The 17,292-nt window shown below is 56.6% G+C and carries 13 protein-coding genes and 1 pseudogene; 6 read left to right on the top strand and 8 right to left on the bottom strand.

Translation table 11 applies throughout. The features are described 5' to 3' along the window. Positions 1-40: 40 nt before the first annotated feature. The gene (locus JCM15831_RS05685; RefSeq protein WP_025823388.1) at positions 41-1,324 is read right to left on the bottom strand and encodes a DUF2142 domain-containing protein; all 1,284 of its coding nucleotides are present in this window, start codon (positions 1,322-1,324) and stop codon (positions 41-43) included. An 87-nt stretch (positions 1,325-1,411) separates the two neighbouring features. Next, complete coding sequence (locus JCM15831_RS05680) at positions 1,412-2,464, bottom strand: glycosyltransferase (RefSeq protein ID WP_051528355.1); 1,053 nt, start codon at positions 2,462-2,464, stop codon at positions 1,412-1,414. Between the two features lie 323 nt (positions 2,465-2,787). On the opposite strand from JCM15831_RS05680, the gene JCM15831_RS21370 reads away from it, so the two are divergent. Next, on the top strand, positions 2,788-3,117 hold the full coding sequence (locus JCM15831_RS21370; protein WP_156938755.1) for a hypothetical protein: 330 nt from the start codon (positions 2,788-2,790) through the stop codon (positions 3,115-3,117). A gap of 315 nt (positions 3,118-3,432) precedes the next feature. Here the strand turns inward: JCM15831_RS21370 and JCM15831_RS05670 are convergent, their stop codons facing one another. Next, positions 3,433-6,399 (bottom strand): TonB-dependent receptor, encoded by a 2,967-nt coding sequence (locus JCM15831_RS05670; protein ID WP_025823386.1) that lies wholly within the window; start codon positions 6,397-6,399, stop codon positions 3,433-3,435. Between the two features lie 598 nt (positions 6,400-6,997). Here JCM15831_RS05670 and JCM15831_RS05665 point away from each other — a divergent pair. Beyond that, positions 6,998-7,933: a DMT family transporter gene (locus JCM15831_RS05665; RefSeq protein ID WP_232228011.1), complete on the top strand. Its 936-nt coding sequence runs from the start codon at positions 6,998-7,000 to the stop codon at positions 7,931-7,933. Positions 7,934-7,972: 39 nt separating this feature from the next. On the opposite strand, the gene JCM15831_RS05660 is transcribed toward JCM15831_RS05665, so the two are convergent. Both JCM15831_RS05660 and ndk read right to left on the bottom strand, forming a co-directional pair. Further along, positions 7,973-8,341 carry a hypothetical protein gene (locus JCM15831_RS05660; RefSeq protein ID WP_232228010.1) on the bottom strand — a complete coding sequence of 123 codons (369 nt, stop codon included), beginning with the start codon at positions 8,339-8,341 and terminating at the stop codon, positions 7,973-7,975. 429 nt (positions 8,342-8,770) lie between these two features. After that, complete coding sequence (ndk, locus tag JCM15831_RS05655; RefSeq protein ID WP_025823380.1) at positions 8,771-9,193, bottom strand: nucleoside-diphosphate kinase; 423 nt, start codon at positions 9,191-9,193, stop codon at positions 8,771-8,773. 117 nt (positions 9,194-9,310) lie between these two features. On the opposite strand from ndk, the pseudogene JCM15831_RS16945 reads away from it, so the two are divergent. The 4 genes and pseudogenes from JCM15831_RS16945 to JCM15831_RS05640 all read left to right on the top strand — a co-directional run bounded on the left by JCM15831_RS16945 (position 9,311) and on the right by JCM15831_RS05640 (position 13,376). Further along, positions 9,311-11,202, top strand: a pseudogene (locus JCM15831_RS16945) (ABC-F family ATP-binding cassette domain-containing protein). 44 nt (positions 11,203-11,246) lie between these two features. After that, entirely contained in the window at positions 11,247-12,365 is a 1,119-nt protein-coding gene (locus JCM15831_RS05645) for an AI-2E family transporter (protein ID WP_025823378.1), read from the top strand. 239 nt (positions 12,366-12,604) lie between these two features. Then, positions 12,605-12,736 (top strand): MerR family DNA-binding transcriptional regulator, encoded by a 132-nt coding sequence (locus tag JCM15831_RS23900; RefSeq protein ID WP_373277612.1) that lies wholly within the window; start codon positions 12,605-12,607, stop codon positions 12,734-12,736. Then, on the top strand, positions 12,675-13,376 hold the full coding sequence (locus JCM15831_RS05640) for a MerR family transcriptional regulator (RefSeq protein WP_198024251.1): 702 nt from the start codon (positions 12,675-12,677) through the stop codon (positions 13,374-13,376). Before JCM15831_RS23900 ends, JCM15831_RS05640 begins: the two co-directional genes overlap by 62 nt. Positions 13,377-13,621: 245 nt before the next feature. On the opposite strand, the gene JCM15831_RS16940 is transcribed toward JCM15831_RS05640, so the two are convergent. The 3 genes from JCM15831_RS16940 to JCM15831_RS05625 form a co-directional block, all read right to left on the bottom strand. After that, positions 13,622-13,939 carry a hypothetical protein gene (locus JCM15831_RS16940; protein ID WP_051528339.1) on the bottom strand — a complete coding sequence of 106 codons (318 nt, stop codon included), beginning with the start codon at positions 13,937-13,939 and terminating at the stop codon, positions 13,622-13,624. Continuing rightward, positions 13,936-15,093 carry a DegT/DnrJ/EryC1/StrS family aminotransferase gene (locus JCM15831_RS05630; RefSeq protein WP_025823374.1) on the bottom strand — a complete coding sequence of 386 codons (1,158 nt, stop codon included), beginning with the start codon at positions 15,091-15,093 and terminating at the stop codon, positions 13,936-13,938. Before JCM15831_RS05630 ends, JCM15831_RS16940 begins: the two co-directional genes overlap by 4 nt. A 106-nt stretch (positions 15,094-15,199) precedes the next feature. Further along, on the bottom strand, positions 15,200-17,206 hold the full coding sequence (locus JCM15831_RS05625; RefSeq protein WP_025823372.1) for a polysaccharide biosynthesis protein: 2,007 nt from the start codon (positions 17,204-17,206) through the stop codon (positions 15,200-15,202). Positions 17,207-17,292: the final 86 nt, after the last annotated feature.

The raw sequence follows: 17,292 nt of genomic DNA, 5'->3' as shown, positions 1-17,292 counted from the left end.
CACGCCGGGCTATCACATTGTCGATTGCCTGCCTTTGAACCTACCAGTAGCGCGATGCCAGAACGCAGATCAGCGTTACCAGATCAACGCTGAGAAACACCGTCATGGCAGTCATAGCCACCTGATGGGCGCGTTCTGAACCGATGAGCATGCCCGGCTTGCGCACCAGCGGGAAAATCAGAGCCACAAAAGGGGCAATCGGCAGGAAGTATCTTCCCTGAACCCCATCGATGACGGGCGCGCCAACTGGCGTCCAGATAACATATAGCGAAAAGAAAACCGCCGCGACGGCCAGCATCACCGAACCGAGCGAAACCCAGACAGCGAGAGCACTCTGTCTCAGCTCTCGCTGTCGCAGTGCCGGATAAAGCGAAAACAAGATCGTTGCGACTATCAGGATGCAGATCATCAGATAGAAGCTGGACGGAAAAACCGTATCCAGCCAGCCAAGCACACCGATGAATTGCCTGATGAAATCGGTCAGACGCAGGGATAATGTGTGATAGGCGACGCTAGGCAGAGAGAAGGGATGGGTCAGCACCCAGTGCACCTGCGCCGCGTCAGAGACACCCGATCCATCGAGAAACTGAACCTTTGTCGGGGAGAGACCGATTTTCTGCCAGATTAGGAACGCCAGGAAACTCATTGCCGCAGGGATTGCTCTGACCAGTCGGTTACCGGCAAGGCCCAGCGCCAGAGGAATGAGACTGCACAAAAGCAGAGGGGGCTTACTCACCGTCAATACGGCAAAAAGAGCACCCAGACCGATCCAGTAGCGTGTGGAAACCAGCTGCATCGCGTCAAGTCGGGTCAAAAGCCCTGCCGTCAGTATTGCAAGACCTATTAAAATCCCATCCTGCGAGCAGGAAGCTCCCAGAGCAAGGACCATAGGCAGGCTCGACAGTAAGGACAGATACAGCGTCCCTCGCCTCGCGATCGCAACTCCCAGGCCGCAGAAGGAAATGGTCAGGATGATATTGACCAGCCGCACCAGATAGCTCGTCTGAATGATCGTCGCGTGTGTCTTACGTGCAATTAAGGTCGTCACAGCAGCGGGGAGATACGTGATCGGTGCATAGATCACGGTATTGCCGAACGACGTCCAGGTCTTTTCCCGATCCCAGTGTCGTTGGGAAAGAGCCTGCAATTCCGTCGTATCAACCTTTTTTTCCGGATGAAAACGGAGATCGTTGAGTAACTCGGCTTCACTCGGGAGGTTTTTAGGCAGATATCCCCCCGCTTCGCTCGGTGTGAGCTTGAGTCCTACGAACCCTCCCTGAGAAATCTGGACGATACGGGCAAAATGATTGCGCTCATCGGGCATCTGCTGGGGGAATAAGAAAGAGGCACGCCAGCCCGATCAGGGCTGCGAAAAAAACATAAAGCCGAGCGGGCGAGGACGGCAGGATCGTTACGAAATGTCGAAGCAAGAGAAATCCCCGAGGAAGAAAGCGTTTGGCAGGTAAGTTTCCGGCAAGCGCCGGTCACCCCCCGGCGCCGGTGGTGCCTTGAGGGAGAGATAGGCTAATCTCTTTGCCTCCTGACGCCCCAGGGTCACACTGTTCAAAATCAAACCGCAGACGAGCGACAGTGCTGCCAGCATCTCAAAGCCTGTAGCCAACACGGCCGAAGGAAGATGCGGGACCTTATGCGTCTCCACATAATCGAGCACGGGAAGAAGACCGACCCCGCCACCGACAGCCGCGAGAACGCAGCCAATTGCCCCAAAAAACAAAAACGGGCGCTCCTGCTTGAGAAGCCGGACGATTGTACCGAGAATTCTGAAGCCGTCGCGATAGGTATTCAGTTTGGAAAACGACCCTTCGGGTCGCTCCACGTAGCGTGTGGTCACCTCACCCATTGCCATATTCAGTTCAAGCGTATGGACGGTTAACTCTGTCTCAGTCTCGAACCCCGATGACAGGGCAGGAAAGGACTTGACGAAGCGCCTGCTGAACACACGATAACCGGAGAGCATATCCGACTGCCCACGACCGAAGAGGCTGACCACAAGACCTGTCAGAATTCGGTTACCGAGAACATGACCCGCCCGGTAAGCCGCGGCTCGCTCATGCACACGAACCCCCATCACAGTGTCATAGGAATTCTCCCAGGCAAGGCGGATCATTTTCGGTGAAGCTGCGGCTTCATAGGTGCCGTCGCCGTCGATCAGGACATAATAATCGGCCTCGATATCGGCAAACATCCTTCTGATGACATGCCCTTTACCCTGGAGACGTTCATGGCGGGTAATTGCGCCTGCCTCTCTTGCTCGGCGCACCGTCCGATCAGACGAGTTATTATCGTAAACATAGATCGAAGCGTCAGGCAGGGCCGCGCGCATATCCCGGACCACATCTCCAATCGTGACCTCTTCATTATAACAGGGGATCAGAACGGCAATGTTTAGTTCGGAAGAAGAAAAAGGGGTGCCAGGAAAAGCTTCCTGCTGATTGTGTTCCACCTGCAACCCTCACTCATCATTATAAATTGTGCCCAGCGCTCGTAGCATTTTGCTCAGGGTGAGACCAGATCGGCACCCAAATAGCCCGAGCACGTCGCGGCATCGCCCGATGGGCCGGACCGAAGTAACTTTCCGGGAGACGCTGGACCTCCAAGACCTCACTGACCGAAAAACCAGCGATGCGAGGCTTCCCGAAGCGTTAAAAGCGTATTGGATCGCCCTCTTCAGCTTAGCTTCCCCGACAGAAGAAAGAGCTTCGGACGCTCAATCGTGTCGAATATCTGTCGATAACGCTGCCTGTTCGCTCGGGTCGGGCCGAGGATATGCCGTATCATTGCCAGCCTGACTGGATCCCTCGCTGGATTGACTCCTCCGAGCCGGTGCTCGGGTCTCAGGCATCGCTTCACATAGCGAAACAGACTCACTCCAGTCGAAACATCGAGCAGGATCACGCCTGTTGCGCGTTCGACCCTTTCATCGAGACAAGACGAATAGTTGCCATCGATGACCCATTCTGCCTGCTGTATCGCTCGGGCGTGATCGGCATGAAACTCTGCTATCGGCCTGAGCCTATCAAAGGTTCCGGGCTCGTGACGCAGCCTGTCGAGATGAATGACCGGAAGGTTGAGCTGTCGGCCGATCAAAACCGATAAGGTCGATTTTCCACTATTGGATGGCCCGAAAATACAGATTCGAGGCCCTAAAAATGCAAAGGGCGTGCTGGCAGGATCGAGCCTGTCTGAGGATCTGATACGTCGCATCCTGCATCCTCCGAAAAAAGCCGTTCTTCAGGGCATATGGAGGAACGACGTTCTGCTGTTCTCAACTATCCCGCTCACGACGAGAGTGTTTCGTCACTCAGAAATACGACGCCCTCTTTCCTTCCGTCTCATGAGCTAAAAAATGGACGGAACACGGACAAAATAATCATGCGTTGTCCGCGCTCCATCCAGATTCAAAAATCTGCGTCAGAAACTATACCCTGCGGTCAGGAAAAAGCTTCTGCCCGGCAGGACAATCTGGGGAATTTGACCCGAACGCTTCCCACGGGTCGCACTGTAGCTCGCATCCCCGAGCAAATTCTGAGCCGAGAACGCGACGTTGAGACGCTTGGTCACATTGTAGCCCAGAAAGTAATCCAGTCGCTGAATCGGCTGACTCCACCACGAGATATCGACTGTACGACCGTTCTGCGCGCTATAGGTGTAATAGGTTTCGAGAAACCGTCCGGATTTACGAAAGGACAGGTTGGTCGAGAGGCGATGGTCGTCATAACCAAGCGATACATTGAACATCCAGGACGGCGCATACTGGATCGGTGTCCCGTTCCCGATCCCTGCCAGATTCAGATTGGCATGCGTCCTCTGGAGCGTGGCGTTGCCTGACAGCGACACGTTTTTCCAGAATGATGGCAGGAAGGACAGGCGTTTATTCGCTGCCATCTCCAGCCCATACGCGCGGGCGCTTCCTCCATTACGCGGCGTAATCACGATCAGGGTCGGAGAAATCTGCTCGGTCCCGTTCGCACTCAGATAGCGAGTGCCGTCGCTCCGCGTCGAATTACCGGCGTCGAACAGGTAGTGTGACATCAGCTTGAAGAAACCCGAAATGGCGAAGCTGGAGCCGTCCGGCATCAGCCATTGCCCCCCGACATCGAAATTGCGCGAGACTACCGGACGGAGCGACGGATTACCCTCTTGTATCGTAAAGACATTATCGCCGTTGGACGTCACCGTTCGGGCACCGCCCAGAAGGAACGTGTTCGGGCGAACATAGGACGTATCGAACGAGGCCCGGTACACCGAGCGCGCGTCGGGCCGCAGGGTCGCGTACACACTTGGCAGGAATTCATTGAATTTCGTGGAATTGGACGCAAAATTGCCGCCGGTAACTGCGTCATCCTCGTCGTAGCTGGCTGTCCAGAAGCGATTGGAAATTTCAGAGTGCTCGAACCTCACTCCCGGCGTGAGGGAGACCATGCCGAAGTGAAATGGCAAGGCCACATATCCGGCCGTCACGTGCTCGCGCGCGCTTTGCGTATTCACATTGGCATTATAGGCGGTTTGTATGGCCGACCCGGTCCAGTTACCACCGTATGAGGCGCTCGCGTAACTCATGGGCAGCCCCTCAAGATACCGCCCGAGCATGGCTGTATCGAGTAAAGGGGTCTGATAGTTTGCCAAGGATTTTAGCTTGCCTAGAACGGGTGACGAGAGTGAGCCGTTCTGCAAGCGGTTTCCAACGAGCGATGACGGGAGACCAGGCAGCAATCCATCGGGGTTGTCGTAGGAGTAATCCCGATTGGTCGCATGACGATCGCTCATATAATATTTTGCACCGAACAGAATGGACGGCAGAAAACTCTGCCCTGTCGTTGCCCGAAAATCCGCCTTGATCCCACCGAGAGCCTGATTGTTTTTGTATTCTGTGCGCTCAACTCCCGGAAAGCCCCAGTTATCGTTTGTCTGAGGGACATAGCCACCGAGATTGTTCATTTCGGCGAGCTGCGCCTGAGCCAACGGCACAATCGGAAATCCTGGATTCCCCCGATAGACCGGGTTCAATAAAAGCGTCTCGCCCGACGGGTCGAGATTGTAGTTTTTATAGGCAATTTGGATGGCATCCTGATCGTCAGACGCAAAACTTCCAAACCCTGTCAGCGTCGCGTGGAACCAGCGATAATCCACCTTGCCGCCCAGCTGCATCGTCGCAAGATCCTGTTTTTCAGGATTTGTGTTGACGTAATAGGAGCCAACAACTCCTGCCTCATCGGTCAGGAAGGTTCCGTCAGGCTGCTCAACCGCAATCTGGTTTGTCGATTGAAGGCCGCGCTGGATAGTCGTTTGCTGTGTATCTGAGGACGCGTAAGTGCCTCTGGCAAAGAGGGAAATACCATCTCCCCGCCAATCGAGCGCCAGATTACCCCCAAAACGCTGCGAATTTCCGTAGGAGACCTGCGGATTAACCTGCTCGGGGATCATATTCTCTGCGGGAGCAATCGTACTGAGCGGGGCATGGTTCGACCCCGTTTCAGTCCGCAGAAAGTCCCAGTTCCCCTCGTTCTGATTACTCGCCTGACTGGCGAAATTACGAGACTGGTAATAGGCCAGTGCATGCACCCCAAAGCGGTTTTCGGGTCCGAGTACCTTACTCACTTCTCCCTGAGCGATACCCCCGCCATTAAAAGGTCCGCGATAGAGCCCGTAATCATAGCCCTGAACACCGAAATCGCCACGGCCCTTCAGGGAAATGACATCATGGCCGAGTTCGAAAGCGCTTGGCGTGCGAAAATCGACAAACCCCGCGATCCATTCCCCCATATCAGATGCCTGACCGGTTTTGCTCACGACGACCTGCGAGAACCCAAGCGGCGGCATCAAGGAGAGCTGAACCTGACGGCTGGCGGGTTTCGCCGTCGCAACATTAACGCCGTCGATCAGGTTAAGCGTGTAATCCGGTCCAATACCCCGAACAGAAATAAACTGCCCCTCACCCCGCGAGGCGTTATCGATCATCGACGCCGTACCACCAATGCTCCCACCGACCGTCGTGGAGAGGACGTTGACGCCGGGCAAGCGCGCCAGGGTTTCTGCGATATTCGTATCTGGATGATGCGCGATGAAATTGGCATCGACGACCGAGACGTCGTTATGCGACGCAAGCTGCGTCTCGGAGGCCGACCGTATACCCCGGACAGAGATTTTCTCTCCCTTACCAGCCTGAACAGAGCGCACAGTCTGCATACGGGATTGGGAAACGGATTTCGCATTCTGGGGAAGGGTCACAAGCGACGTCTTCGCGGCCTTGGAAGAGGGAGTGGGATGCGCCTGCACGCCCTGCCCCAATGCTTGCTGCGTCAAGGCGGTCATGCTCAGCAGAACCGCACCGAACGACAACACGACCTGACGACGCGCAAATACAACCCTGACGCTCATTGTCTGCACCCTCACTTTTGGCGCAAGTCTCCCACAACAGGAGAAATGCTTTGTTTTTATGAAATAGATATGGAGTGATCGTCCAATATCCATGAGTATGATCCCGTTATCCATAAATACGGGACAACATCAACAGATGCCGTTACGCTATCATATAATCTTAATATGGATATTATTTCTAAGTATTTCCGGTAAAAATATTTAAATACATGCTTCTCGGAAATATCTCATCATTTTTATAAGTTCTTAATAATTATTACACCCAACCACTTTCCTCCCCGTCAGCAAGCGCCTCTCTGGCACCAATCCTTACTGTGCGAGACAGAAACCCATCATGCCGAGCTATGTGAGATGCCCGCTTTCGTCGATCACGCGAACGCCGGTCGGATAACAGGTGAAGCTGCCTTGTGCGGTAAGGGCCGTTTTGAACCGACAATAGCCTCATTCTGGTGACTGACGTGAAACCACGCCTGACACTGACGCAAGCACCCTGATGGTGACCGCCAAGCAAACTCCCGGCGACAGCCTTCGCACAAACTCTGTTGACTTTGCCTGAGGGTGGCGCAGCTTTATCGAGAGTTCAGATTGGGAGAGGCAGGTGCGCGAACACGCAGAGAGACGGATGAGCGTCGAGGAATGGTCGCTTATCTTTCTGCTTGCCCTGCTATGGGGCGGCTCCTTCTTATTCTACAAAGTGCTGGTCGCCACCATTCCCCCCTTCACGGTGGTTCTGGGCCGGGTCGGCCTCGCGGCGATGGCCCTGAACCTTTTTCTCTTGTCGAAGCGAGATCGCCTGACTTGCGAGCCTGGCTTATGGGGCAAGTTGCTTTTGCTGGGGGCCTTGAACAACGTTATTCCCTTTTCGGCGATCGCGTTCGGAGAGACGCTGATCCCAAGCGGAGTTGCCGCCATCCTGAACGCGACCACACCGGTGTTCACCATTCTTGGTGCCCATTTTCAGACCCATGACGAGAAACTCCAATGGGGCAAGGTGATCGGTATTGTCCTCGGGTTCCTTGGGGTCGCCCTTCTTGTGGCTCCTGCTTTGATCGACGGTGAGATCCATCACTCCTTGTTGGGCGAGGGTGCCTGCCTTCTTGCTGCGCTCAGCTATGGCTTTGGAGGCGTCTACGGGCGCAAATTTCGCGGAATGGCACCGCTGAAGATTGCAACCGGGCAGCTGACCGCGAGCACGATGATCGTGCTTCCGCTTTCACTGCTCTTCGACCGCCCCTGGGGGCTTCCAGCCCCCTCCTCGTCAGTCATAGGCGCCTTTGCCGGACTTGCTTTTTTGAGCACTGCGCTCGCATTCATCCTTTATTTCCGGGTTCTGGCAACAGCAGGAGCGACGAATCTGTCTCTCGTCACCTTCCTGCTTCCCGTCACAGCACTCCTACTGGGCGTATGCCTGCTGGGAGAAACAATCAGGTGGTATGCCATCACCGGGCTCATCATCATCGGGGCGGGGCTTGCGGCGATCGATGGACGGCTACTGAAAACGGCCAGAGACTTTCTGAGTGACGATCCGAGATGATGACATTCACTGTCCTATACGGTCGAGGCGACGAAGAGCTCAGTCATGAGAGAACACAAGTTTCAGAGAGATAAGCGCGACATGCGCAGGTGACTGGCGCGCCAGAAATAATGTCTTCCCCGGGTCGATCCAGCGCATCCCTCCCTCACTGGCTGCGCGTTCCTCCTCAGATACAGCGATCTCGGTCACAGCATCAGCCTCCGACAAAATCACTTTTCCAATCTTGATGAAGGCCTCTCCGGGGCCTCCGCCGTCCTGAGCGGCCGCTGGATATTCCAACGTAATCGTCTCCACCTCAGGTAATAGGATATAGCAGCACTCCGTTCCGGACATGCCCATCTTGTCGAGTATTCGACCGTCGATTGCCCTGACTACAATCCCGGGATCGCTCATCTTCGCAGATGACACGCTGGGACGTCGCGGCCTCTTTGGGAAAGGGATGACAGTATCGCGTTTCACGAGGTCGATTTGCTCTCTATTTTCTCTTGCACCACCAGATGACCGAGACATTTAATGTAATATCTTCATAAAATTTTTTTCGATTTGCAGAGTTGCAATTTTTTACCTGAAGATTCTCACCGCACCATTTAAGGCAAAGTGATGGGAATTTGGCAATTAAGCTGTTCGTCGCCGAGATTGCTCTCAACATAAGGCGCTCAGAGACTTGATGCCGATCTAAACGTCGCGTCATGTTTGGCATTATTCATTAAAATCACTGGACACATATAAAAGAAGGGCGGCCTAAGGCCGCCCTTCTTCAACATTCGCAGCGTTTGCTCAAAAATTTGGCACGTCAGACCTTGCAGGTCGGATTAGCCAATTGAGCATATCCACTTCTCACGCGACGATTTCGGTCTCAGCAAAGAAGAAGGAGATTTCGTTCTTGGCGTTTTCGAGGCTGTCAGAGCCATGAACCGAGTTTGCCTCGATGCTCTCGGCGTAAAGCTTGCGAACCGTTCCCTCTGCAGCCTGAGCCGGATTGGTTGCGCCCATGACTTCACGGTGACGCGCAACAGCGTTCTCACCCTGCAGAACCTGCACCACAACCGGCTCGGCGAGCATGGAAGAAACGAGGCTGCCGTAGAACGGACGCTCTGCGTGAACCGCGTAGAAGGCCTTTGCCTGATCTTCGGTCAGCTTGATGCGCTTTTGCGCAACGATGCGCAGACCGGCTTCTTCGAACACGGCGTTGATCTTGCCGGTCAGGTTACGACGGGTCGCGTCAGGCTTAAGAATCGAAAGGGTACGTTCCAGGGCCATGGGGGCATCTCCTGCATAAAAAAGAAAAGCGATGAACGCCCCTCCCCTAGAGCAAAACACGCGTTCCTGATAGTCCGCATGGCATCAAAACGCGTCCATTCCACCGGGGACTAAACTGTGAGCCTGCTGACCATCACCGATCTGACCTTGCGCATCGCCGGAAGAGTCCTGCTCGACAGCGCCTCTCTGGCCGTCAACCCTGGTCGCAAGATCGGATTGGTCGGACGCAACGGCGTCGGAAAATCGACCTTCTGGCAGCGATAGCGGGCGATCTATCCCTCGATGGAGGGTCGATCCAGCTCTCGAACCGGGCGAGCATGGGACGCGTGAAGCAGGAAACCCCGCAAGGAGACGCCTCGCTGATCGAGACTGTTCTTGCCGGTCATCTCGAACGCGCTCGCCTGCTGCACGAAGCTGAGACAACGTCGGACCCCACCCTTCTGGCAGATATTCACGAGCGGCTCCTTGTGCTCGATGCCCATACGGCACCGGCGCGCGCGGCCAGTATCCTCTCGGGTCTGGGCTTCGATCACGCGGCGCAGCAACGACCCGTCTCATCCTTCTCTGGCGGCTGGCGCATGCGCGTCGGGCTGGCGACAGCGCTCTTTCTCAGCCCCGATCTTCTCCTGCTCGATGAGCCAACAAACCATTTGGACATCGAAGCGACGATCTGGCTCGAAAACTGGCTCAAATCATTCTCCGGGGCCGCCATCGTGGTCAGCCATGACCGATCCCTGCTCGATAGCGTGGTCGATTCAATTGCTCACCTCGACAAGGGGAAAATCAGCCTGACCCCGGGGGGGTATGACGAATTCATCCGTATCCGGACCGAGCAGGCTCTACAGCAAAACCGTGCTGCCGAGCGACTTTCGGCGCAACGGGCCCATATGCAATCTTTCGTCGACCGCTTTCGTGCCAAGGCCACAAAAGCCCGACAGGCTCAGGCGCGCTTGAAAGCGCTGGCCCGGCTGCCCCAGATCGACTCAGTCGTCGAGGACAGCCCGACACGTTTTTCCTTTCCGGAACCGGTCGCCCTGCCTCCCCCCATGCTGACACTGGACAAGGTCTCGGTGGGCTATAACGGTCAGGCCGTACTCTCCAATCTCTCCTGCCGCCTCGATCTGGACGATCGCATCGCGCTGCTTGGGCAGAATGGCAAAGGCAAGTCGACTTTCGCCAAGCTGCTTGCGGGCCGCCTCGCTCCTCTCTCAGGCGAAGCGCACCATTCCTCGCGTCTGCGCATCGGTTATTTCGCTCAGCATCAAAGTGACGAGCTCGTTCTGACCGATACGCCGATCGACCATATGAGCCGTGCTCTACCCGACGCAACGCCGGTCGCCGTGCGTGCGCAGCTCGATCGCTTTGGCCTTGATGCCGGCAAAGCAGAGTCCCGGGTCGGAGATCTTTCGGGCGGCGAAAAAGCGAGACTGCTTCTTGCCCTGGCAACCCGCAACGCACCTCATCTTCTCCTGCTCGACGAGCCGACAAACCATCTGGATCTCGACGCACGCGATGCATTGATCCGCGCCTTGTGCGACTTCGAAGGCGCTGTGGTGTTGATCAGCCATGATTCCCATCTCGTTGAGTCAGTCGCCGATCGTCTGTGGCTTGTGGACGACGGTACGATCACACCGTTCGACGATGACATGGATGGCTACCGGAACTGGTTGATCGAGCGCGCCAGAAAGGCGGCGAGCGAAACCAGAATGGACAACGCTCCCGACAATTCAGCACGCAAAGACATTCGCCGCGATCGTGCGGAGCAAAGACGGGCACTGGCCCCCCTTCGCAAGGAAGCCAAGGCCGCGGAGCATCTATTGGAACAACTTGGCAAGGAACGGGCGAAGATTGAGGCGCGGCTTGCGGATCCGTCTCTTTATGAAAAGAGCGATGCCCATGAAATCACAAAACTCAATACCAGGCTTGCCGCCCTCACTCTTGAAGAACAGGCCGCAGAGGAACGCTGGATGAATGCAGAAGCCGAGATCGAACAGGCGAACCAGAGCTGATGACCTTCGTTACACTGTGAACCGATTTACGAGAACGGAAAAAGATGTCTGAAACTCACTCTGACGACGCGCCGAGCGCCAGTCGCGAATTGCTGCAGATCTTTCGAATTCTGCGTTTTACTCTCATCGTTACTGTTGTCATCCTGGGACTTTGGCTGCTGGGCGATGTGCTCATGGTCGTTTTCGCGGCAACATTATTTGCGGTCATTCTGCACGGACTGGCGCGTATCCTACGGGACAAGGCGCGCGTTCCCTATCAACTCGCAGTCGGCCTTGTAGCGGTCGTCATCCTGATTGCTATTGCTGCATTGTTCTACTTCAGCGGACCGCAGATCAGCGACCAGTTCGTCAAGCTCAAACAGGCCCTGATCACGCAGTATGGCGAGTTGCGCGGGAAAATGGGATCGAGCACCTGGGGACAATTCGCGCTCGACCACCTTCCGAAATCACTTGGCGGTAACGAACAAGGAGGTGGGGCGTCGCTCGGAGCTGGTCTGGCCAATTCCGTCACAGGCATTCTGAGCAGCGCCTTCGGTCTTCTTGGCACTCTTGCTGTGATCGTCATCGCTGGACTTTATTTCGCCCTTTCTCCCGCGATTTATGTCGATGGGATGCTGCGTCTCGTTCCGAAAGGACATCGCCCGAAGGCACGCGAACTGATCCTGACCGCAGGGACGACGCTCTGGTCCTGGACCATCGGCCAGGCCCTCGACATGCTCGTCGTCGGCATCGCCTCCGGTATCGGCCTCGCCTTTCTGGGCGTTCCCCTTGCCATGGCTCTGGGTGTTGTCGCCGGGTTGTGTAATTTCATTCCCTATATCGGCGCTATCATGGGAGCGATCCCCGCCCTGCTGATTGCGCTTTCTCAGGGAACGCGCACCGGGCTGATGGTCGCCGCGCTCTATGCCGTCATTCAATTCCTTGAAGGCAACGTGCTGGCCCCTATCATCCAGCGCCACGCGGTCCATATGCCTCCGGCGCTCGCTATTCTGGCGCAGACCGTATTCGGCACCATTCTCGGTGTTCCGGGTCTGATCCTCGCCTCGCCTCTCACCGCCGCTCTGCTTGCAATCGGTGATCAGGCTACGGCACCACTTGCCGATGACATGCGCACAGGCAAAACCATGGGCGACGCGCCCCTGGCGCATGACGACGAAGACTAACGACACACTCTAAATGTTCAGGTCTGGCTGATTGTCGATCAGCCAGATCTCGCCTCCTGCAGGCGACAGAAAACGCAAAACGACGCTTTTCTTTTCCGACTTGTCTCAGAGGTTAAGGCGTATCTTCCTTTGCCGGAACGTCGCGATAACGCAGCTTCAAAAAATCTGATTTTTCTGCTTGCTCCTCCCCCTATGTCAGCAAGGCATCCTCGCGGCGGCAAAGAGAAAAGGGGCACAGCATGACGCGAAACCGATCGATCGGTGAAATGTCGATCCAATCAGGACTCTCAATACGCAGCCTGCGTTATCTTGAGGCGAAGGGACTTATCAGCCAAGCGTACCGAGGCCGGAAGACGCGTCTATGGGGGTGAGGAAGTCACCCGGATCACCCGCATCCTTGTTTTGCGTCAGGCAGGATACCCCCTTTCAACGATCTCAACAGCGATGCTGACCCCCTCTCTCGATGCCCGGAGCCTCGTCGAAACCCAGATCCTGCAGCTCAATGCCAAGCACAAGCAGATCTCAGCCATGCTGAGTCGCTTGCGGCACACCATGACCCTGTTGGAAACGCGCGATGCGCTGGACGTCGACAGTCTCTGTTCTCTCATCAAAGAGGCACAGGACATCATGACCCAGAACGATCTCAAGAATGTGGCCAGACAATACTTCAGCGAAGAAGAGTGGGAGCGCTGGCGCGACGTCGGCTCACGCCTTTTCCCGGGCGAAGCACGCACGCAGTACGAGCAGGATTGGAGCGCACTGATCTCACGCGTGGAGCTTGCCATCGCGTCCGATGTTGCACCGGGCTCGCCAGAATCTATCCAGCTTTTAAACGAGTGGATGGCGCTTCAGAACCCCATGATCGAAGCGTTGGGCAAAGAGCACTGGACCAAGGCCGCCAAAATGTATTCGGAAATGGATCAATGGCAGAGCGAGACCGCCAAAGCCCCCTTCAGCGCCGAGGTTTATCGATTCATCAATGAGACGGGCAGGCTCGCGAAGATGGCCTGACGCAAAAAAGGAGGGGAGGAAGCATGCCTCCCCTCCTTTTCATGATGGAACTCGTCACGCGTCAGGATCGAGGACCCAACCTGTCCTCCTGCTCTTTTCGGCTTACGGAACCGTGCTCTTATCGTACCCTTGCCCATCAATCAGGTGGCGGAGATCCGCCCAATCTTCTTCGCTAAAGCTCTTCTTCTTCAAACGAGCGGCCTGATCCACACGCGTGATGGCAGTATTATTCCAGTCGGCGCCACTCACGCCCGTCCACAAGGCCATTTCGAAAGCGCCCCCGTCAGGTTACGCCCTCTGATCACTACATCGCCGGTTGACGGCGCTGGCGACGTCAAAGGAGCCCAATGGATCTTATGGTTTTGCAACCAGTGGTTGAGTAATCCGGTCTCCTGCGCATTCAGCGCCCGGGTTTGGCCTGTCTGTTCAATCGTCAACGTAACATCGCTCAGAGTCTCGAATTTGAGCGGGCGCAACGCAGGCAACGCGAACGACCAGATCACGGCAACGGTAGAGAGGACGAGCGCCAGAAAGCCGATAACGAGAAGGGTTTCCTTCCTCATGCTGCCTGCCCCTGCGCGAAGAAGGCTTTGACAGCAGAGACGACGCGCGCCACTTCTTCGTCGGTCAGTTCGGGATGAAGCGGAAGAGCGAGAATTTGAGAGCCGAGGCGCTCGGACACCGCAAGTGAGACACTCTCATCATGATGTTCCGAATAGGCGGGCTGCTCATGAAGGGGCTTCGGATAATAGACCACGCTCGGAACCCCCTGCGTGCCGAGATAAGCCTGAAGCGCATCACGCTTCTCCGCATCGGGAAGGAGGATCGAGTAGATCGCCCAGGCACTCTCAGACTGCGGGACACGATGGGGCGTCGTGACGAGCCCTGACAGGGCTTCGTCATATACACGCGCGATCGCATCACGACGCATCAGCTCCTCATCGAAGCGATCCAGCTTGGCAAGAAGCACCGCGGCCTGGAGCGTGTCGAGCCGTCCATTCAGACCGATACGCAGCACCTCATAACGGGTACGTCCCTCACCATGGCTACGGAGCGACCGATAGAGAGCGGCACGCTCCGGGTCATCGGTCAGAATAGCGCCGCCATCGCCGTAACCGCCAAGAGGCTTGGACGGAAAGAAGGAGAGCGTCGTGGCCAAAGCTTCGCAACCGAGCTTGCGTCCCTCGAGCGAGGCTCCGAAAGCCTGGGCACAATCGGCCATGAGGACCAGATCGTCAGCCGCAGCGATGCGTCGAAGGCTTTCCCAGGGAGCAGGCTGCCCGAAAAGATCGACGCCGATGATCACCCGCGGTTCGAGCTCGCCCTGCGCGCGGATAGACGCGATCCGTTCCGTCAAATTCGCAGGATCGATCTGGAAAGTTGCGGGTTCCACATCGACAAAAACCGGCGTCGCGCCGAGGAGCAGGACCACTTCTGCCGTCGCCGTATACGTAAAGGCAGGCAGAAAGACCGCGTCGCCCGGACCGACTTCCTCGGCCATCAACACCATGAGCAGGGCATCGGTACCAGAAGACACGCTGACGGCATGAGCCGCACCGCTATAGGCGCAAAGACGATCCTCGAGCTCCTCGACCTCGGGGCCCATGACAAACTTGCAATGCGCAAGGACAGCATCGATACGCTCACGCAGAGGCGCTCCGAGACGGGCTTGCTGTCTGGTCAGATCAAGAAAGGGGATGGGGGCTTTTTCGTTCATTGCACCTTGTTTTCCATCTTCAGCCACCGGTGGCGACCCTCGTCATGCGACGCGTTATCGCATAGCCGCACTGTTTTCCGAAGTCTGCGCCTCGGCTCGCATTGCCTCAAGAGGCCCTGTCGGTCATCGCTTCGCGATCAGCGGTTGGTGCTGCTTTCGGAAGCCGCACCTCGCCAAGCGGATTATGAGCAAATTCAGGCACAATTTCCTTGATCACGCTCAGGGCGCTCGGCACGTCATCACGCAGACTTACCGCTTCAAGCGTCTGTAGCAACGCTGCAGCTGCCTCGAGGTCTATCAGGCGCGGCGTTGCCATTCTGAGCCCCGGCGCATCGGTCGGTACCGGAGCCTCTCGCCCGTGGAACAGTTCTTCATAGAGTTTTTCGCCAGGACGAAGCCCTGTAAACCGGATCGCAACATCTTCGTCCGGCTTGAGCCCGGCGAGACGAATCATCTGCCGAGCCAGATCGAGAATACGAACCGGTTCCCCCATATCGAGGACAAAGATGCCCCCTTGCTGCAGACGTTGATCGGTTTCGTCCGTCTGCTTGCGCAGCGCCGTTCCTCTCACGCTGGCTTGCAACACAAGTCCAACTGCCTCTGGCACCGTCATGAAGTAACGGGTCATGTCGGGATGGGTCACAGTCAGGGGGCCGCCCTGCTCCAACTGACGACGGAACAGAGGCACAACGGAGCCGGTCGAGCCAAGCACGTTGCCAAACCGAACCGTGACACAGCGGAAATCAGAGCCCCGCGCTTCCGCTGCAACCGCCAGCGCCTGACAGTAGATCTCGGCACAGCGCTTCGTCGCGCCCATGACGCTAGACGGGTTCACAGCCTTGTCGCTTGAAATCAGAACCATAGCTGACGCCGCGTGCCGAATGGCGGCATCGGCAACAACGCGCGTTCCGATCACATTCGTCAGCACGCCCTCGCAGGGATTGGCTTCAACGATGGGCACATGTTTCAACGCCGCCGCATGAAACACCAGAGCGGGCTTGTACAGCGCAAAAATCTCATCGATGCGCTGAGAGTCCCGAATATTGGCAACGATGACCTGACGGGCGACCGAGGGGTACAACTCGGACAGTTCAAGGTCGATCTGCCATAAGGCGAATTCTCCGTGATCCAGCAGCAAAAGATGGCTCGGCCCGAATTGCGCAACCTGACGCGCCGCCTCCGACCCGATCGTCCCACCAGCCCCTGTGACAAGTACGACCTGCCCCTGAATCAGTCGGGCCATGCCTTCCCGGTCGAGGGGCACCTCAGGCCGGTTCAGAAGGTCTTCCAGTGCGATAGGTCGCATCTGGATTTCCTGCGCCGGCATCAAACTTGTCAGGGAGGGTGCGCGCTGCACGGCAATACCGTGTGCTTGGCCCGCATCCAGCACCACTGAAAGCTGCGACCCACGCCATTCCGGATCGGTGACGATCACGCTATCCGGCAGGGAATCGCTAAGAGCCATGCGTTCCAGCACCGCGGGCAGACTGTCAGCCACACCAAGAATCGGCACCCCGTGCAGGCGTCGTCCCTGTTGTCCAGGCGATCGGGTGACCAGTCCCACGACGTGATAATGGCGATCTGAGACACGCTGCAAGGCACGCATGAACAGATCGGCACTCAGGTCTGATCCAGCGAGAAGAACGCTGACTTTCTGGCCCTGAGCCTGCTGACGCATCGTACCGTAAACACGCGTCAAAAGACGCCCACCGCCAAGGCCGATCAAAAGAACAAGCGCGTGAATCAGAGGAAACGTGGGTGACGGCAGGGGAAAGCCGGTCAGATACAGCATGAGCGAAAACAGGGCCGCTCCGGCAACAGACGCAGCGGCAATCCCCCTGAGATCAGCCACGCCAGAAAACCGCCAGTATTGCTGGGGAATTCGAAACGGCAGGCCGCTGACGAGAAGCGTGATCGCGCCCCCCATGACGAACCAGAGCGGGTGCAACAACCCGTCATGGGGCGCTGCCAGAAACCGGGCGGCAGGCGCAGAAAGAGCGGAGATCAAGCCATCGGCAAGGACATTGATCGCAATGCGACCTGAGGATCGACGGCGTCCTGGCGGAGACTGAGGTGTCGGGGCCGGACCAAGGGAATGTTGCTTCGCGTTCACCCGACACTTATAGCCCCGAAAGACTTCTTTTCGCGATGGCCTCTCACCGGGCTTTTATCTCGGTTTCGAAAAAAAAATGCGGATCT

This window comes from Asaia astilbis JCM 15831 (genome assembly GCF_000613845.1).
GTDB lineage: Bacteria > Pseudomonadota > Alphaproteobacteria > Acetobacterales > Acetobacteraceae > Asaia > Asaia astilbis.
Note: the sequence above shows the minus strand (reverse complement) of the source record. Positions and strands in the feature narration are given on the sequence as shown.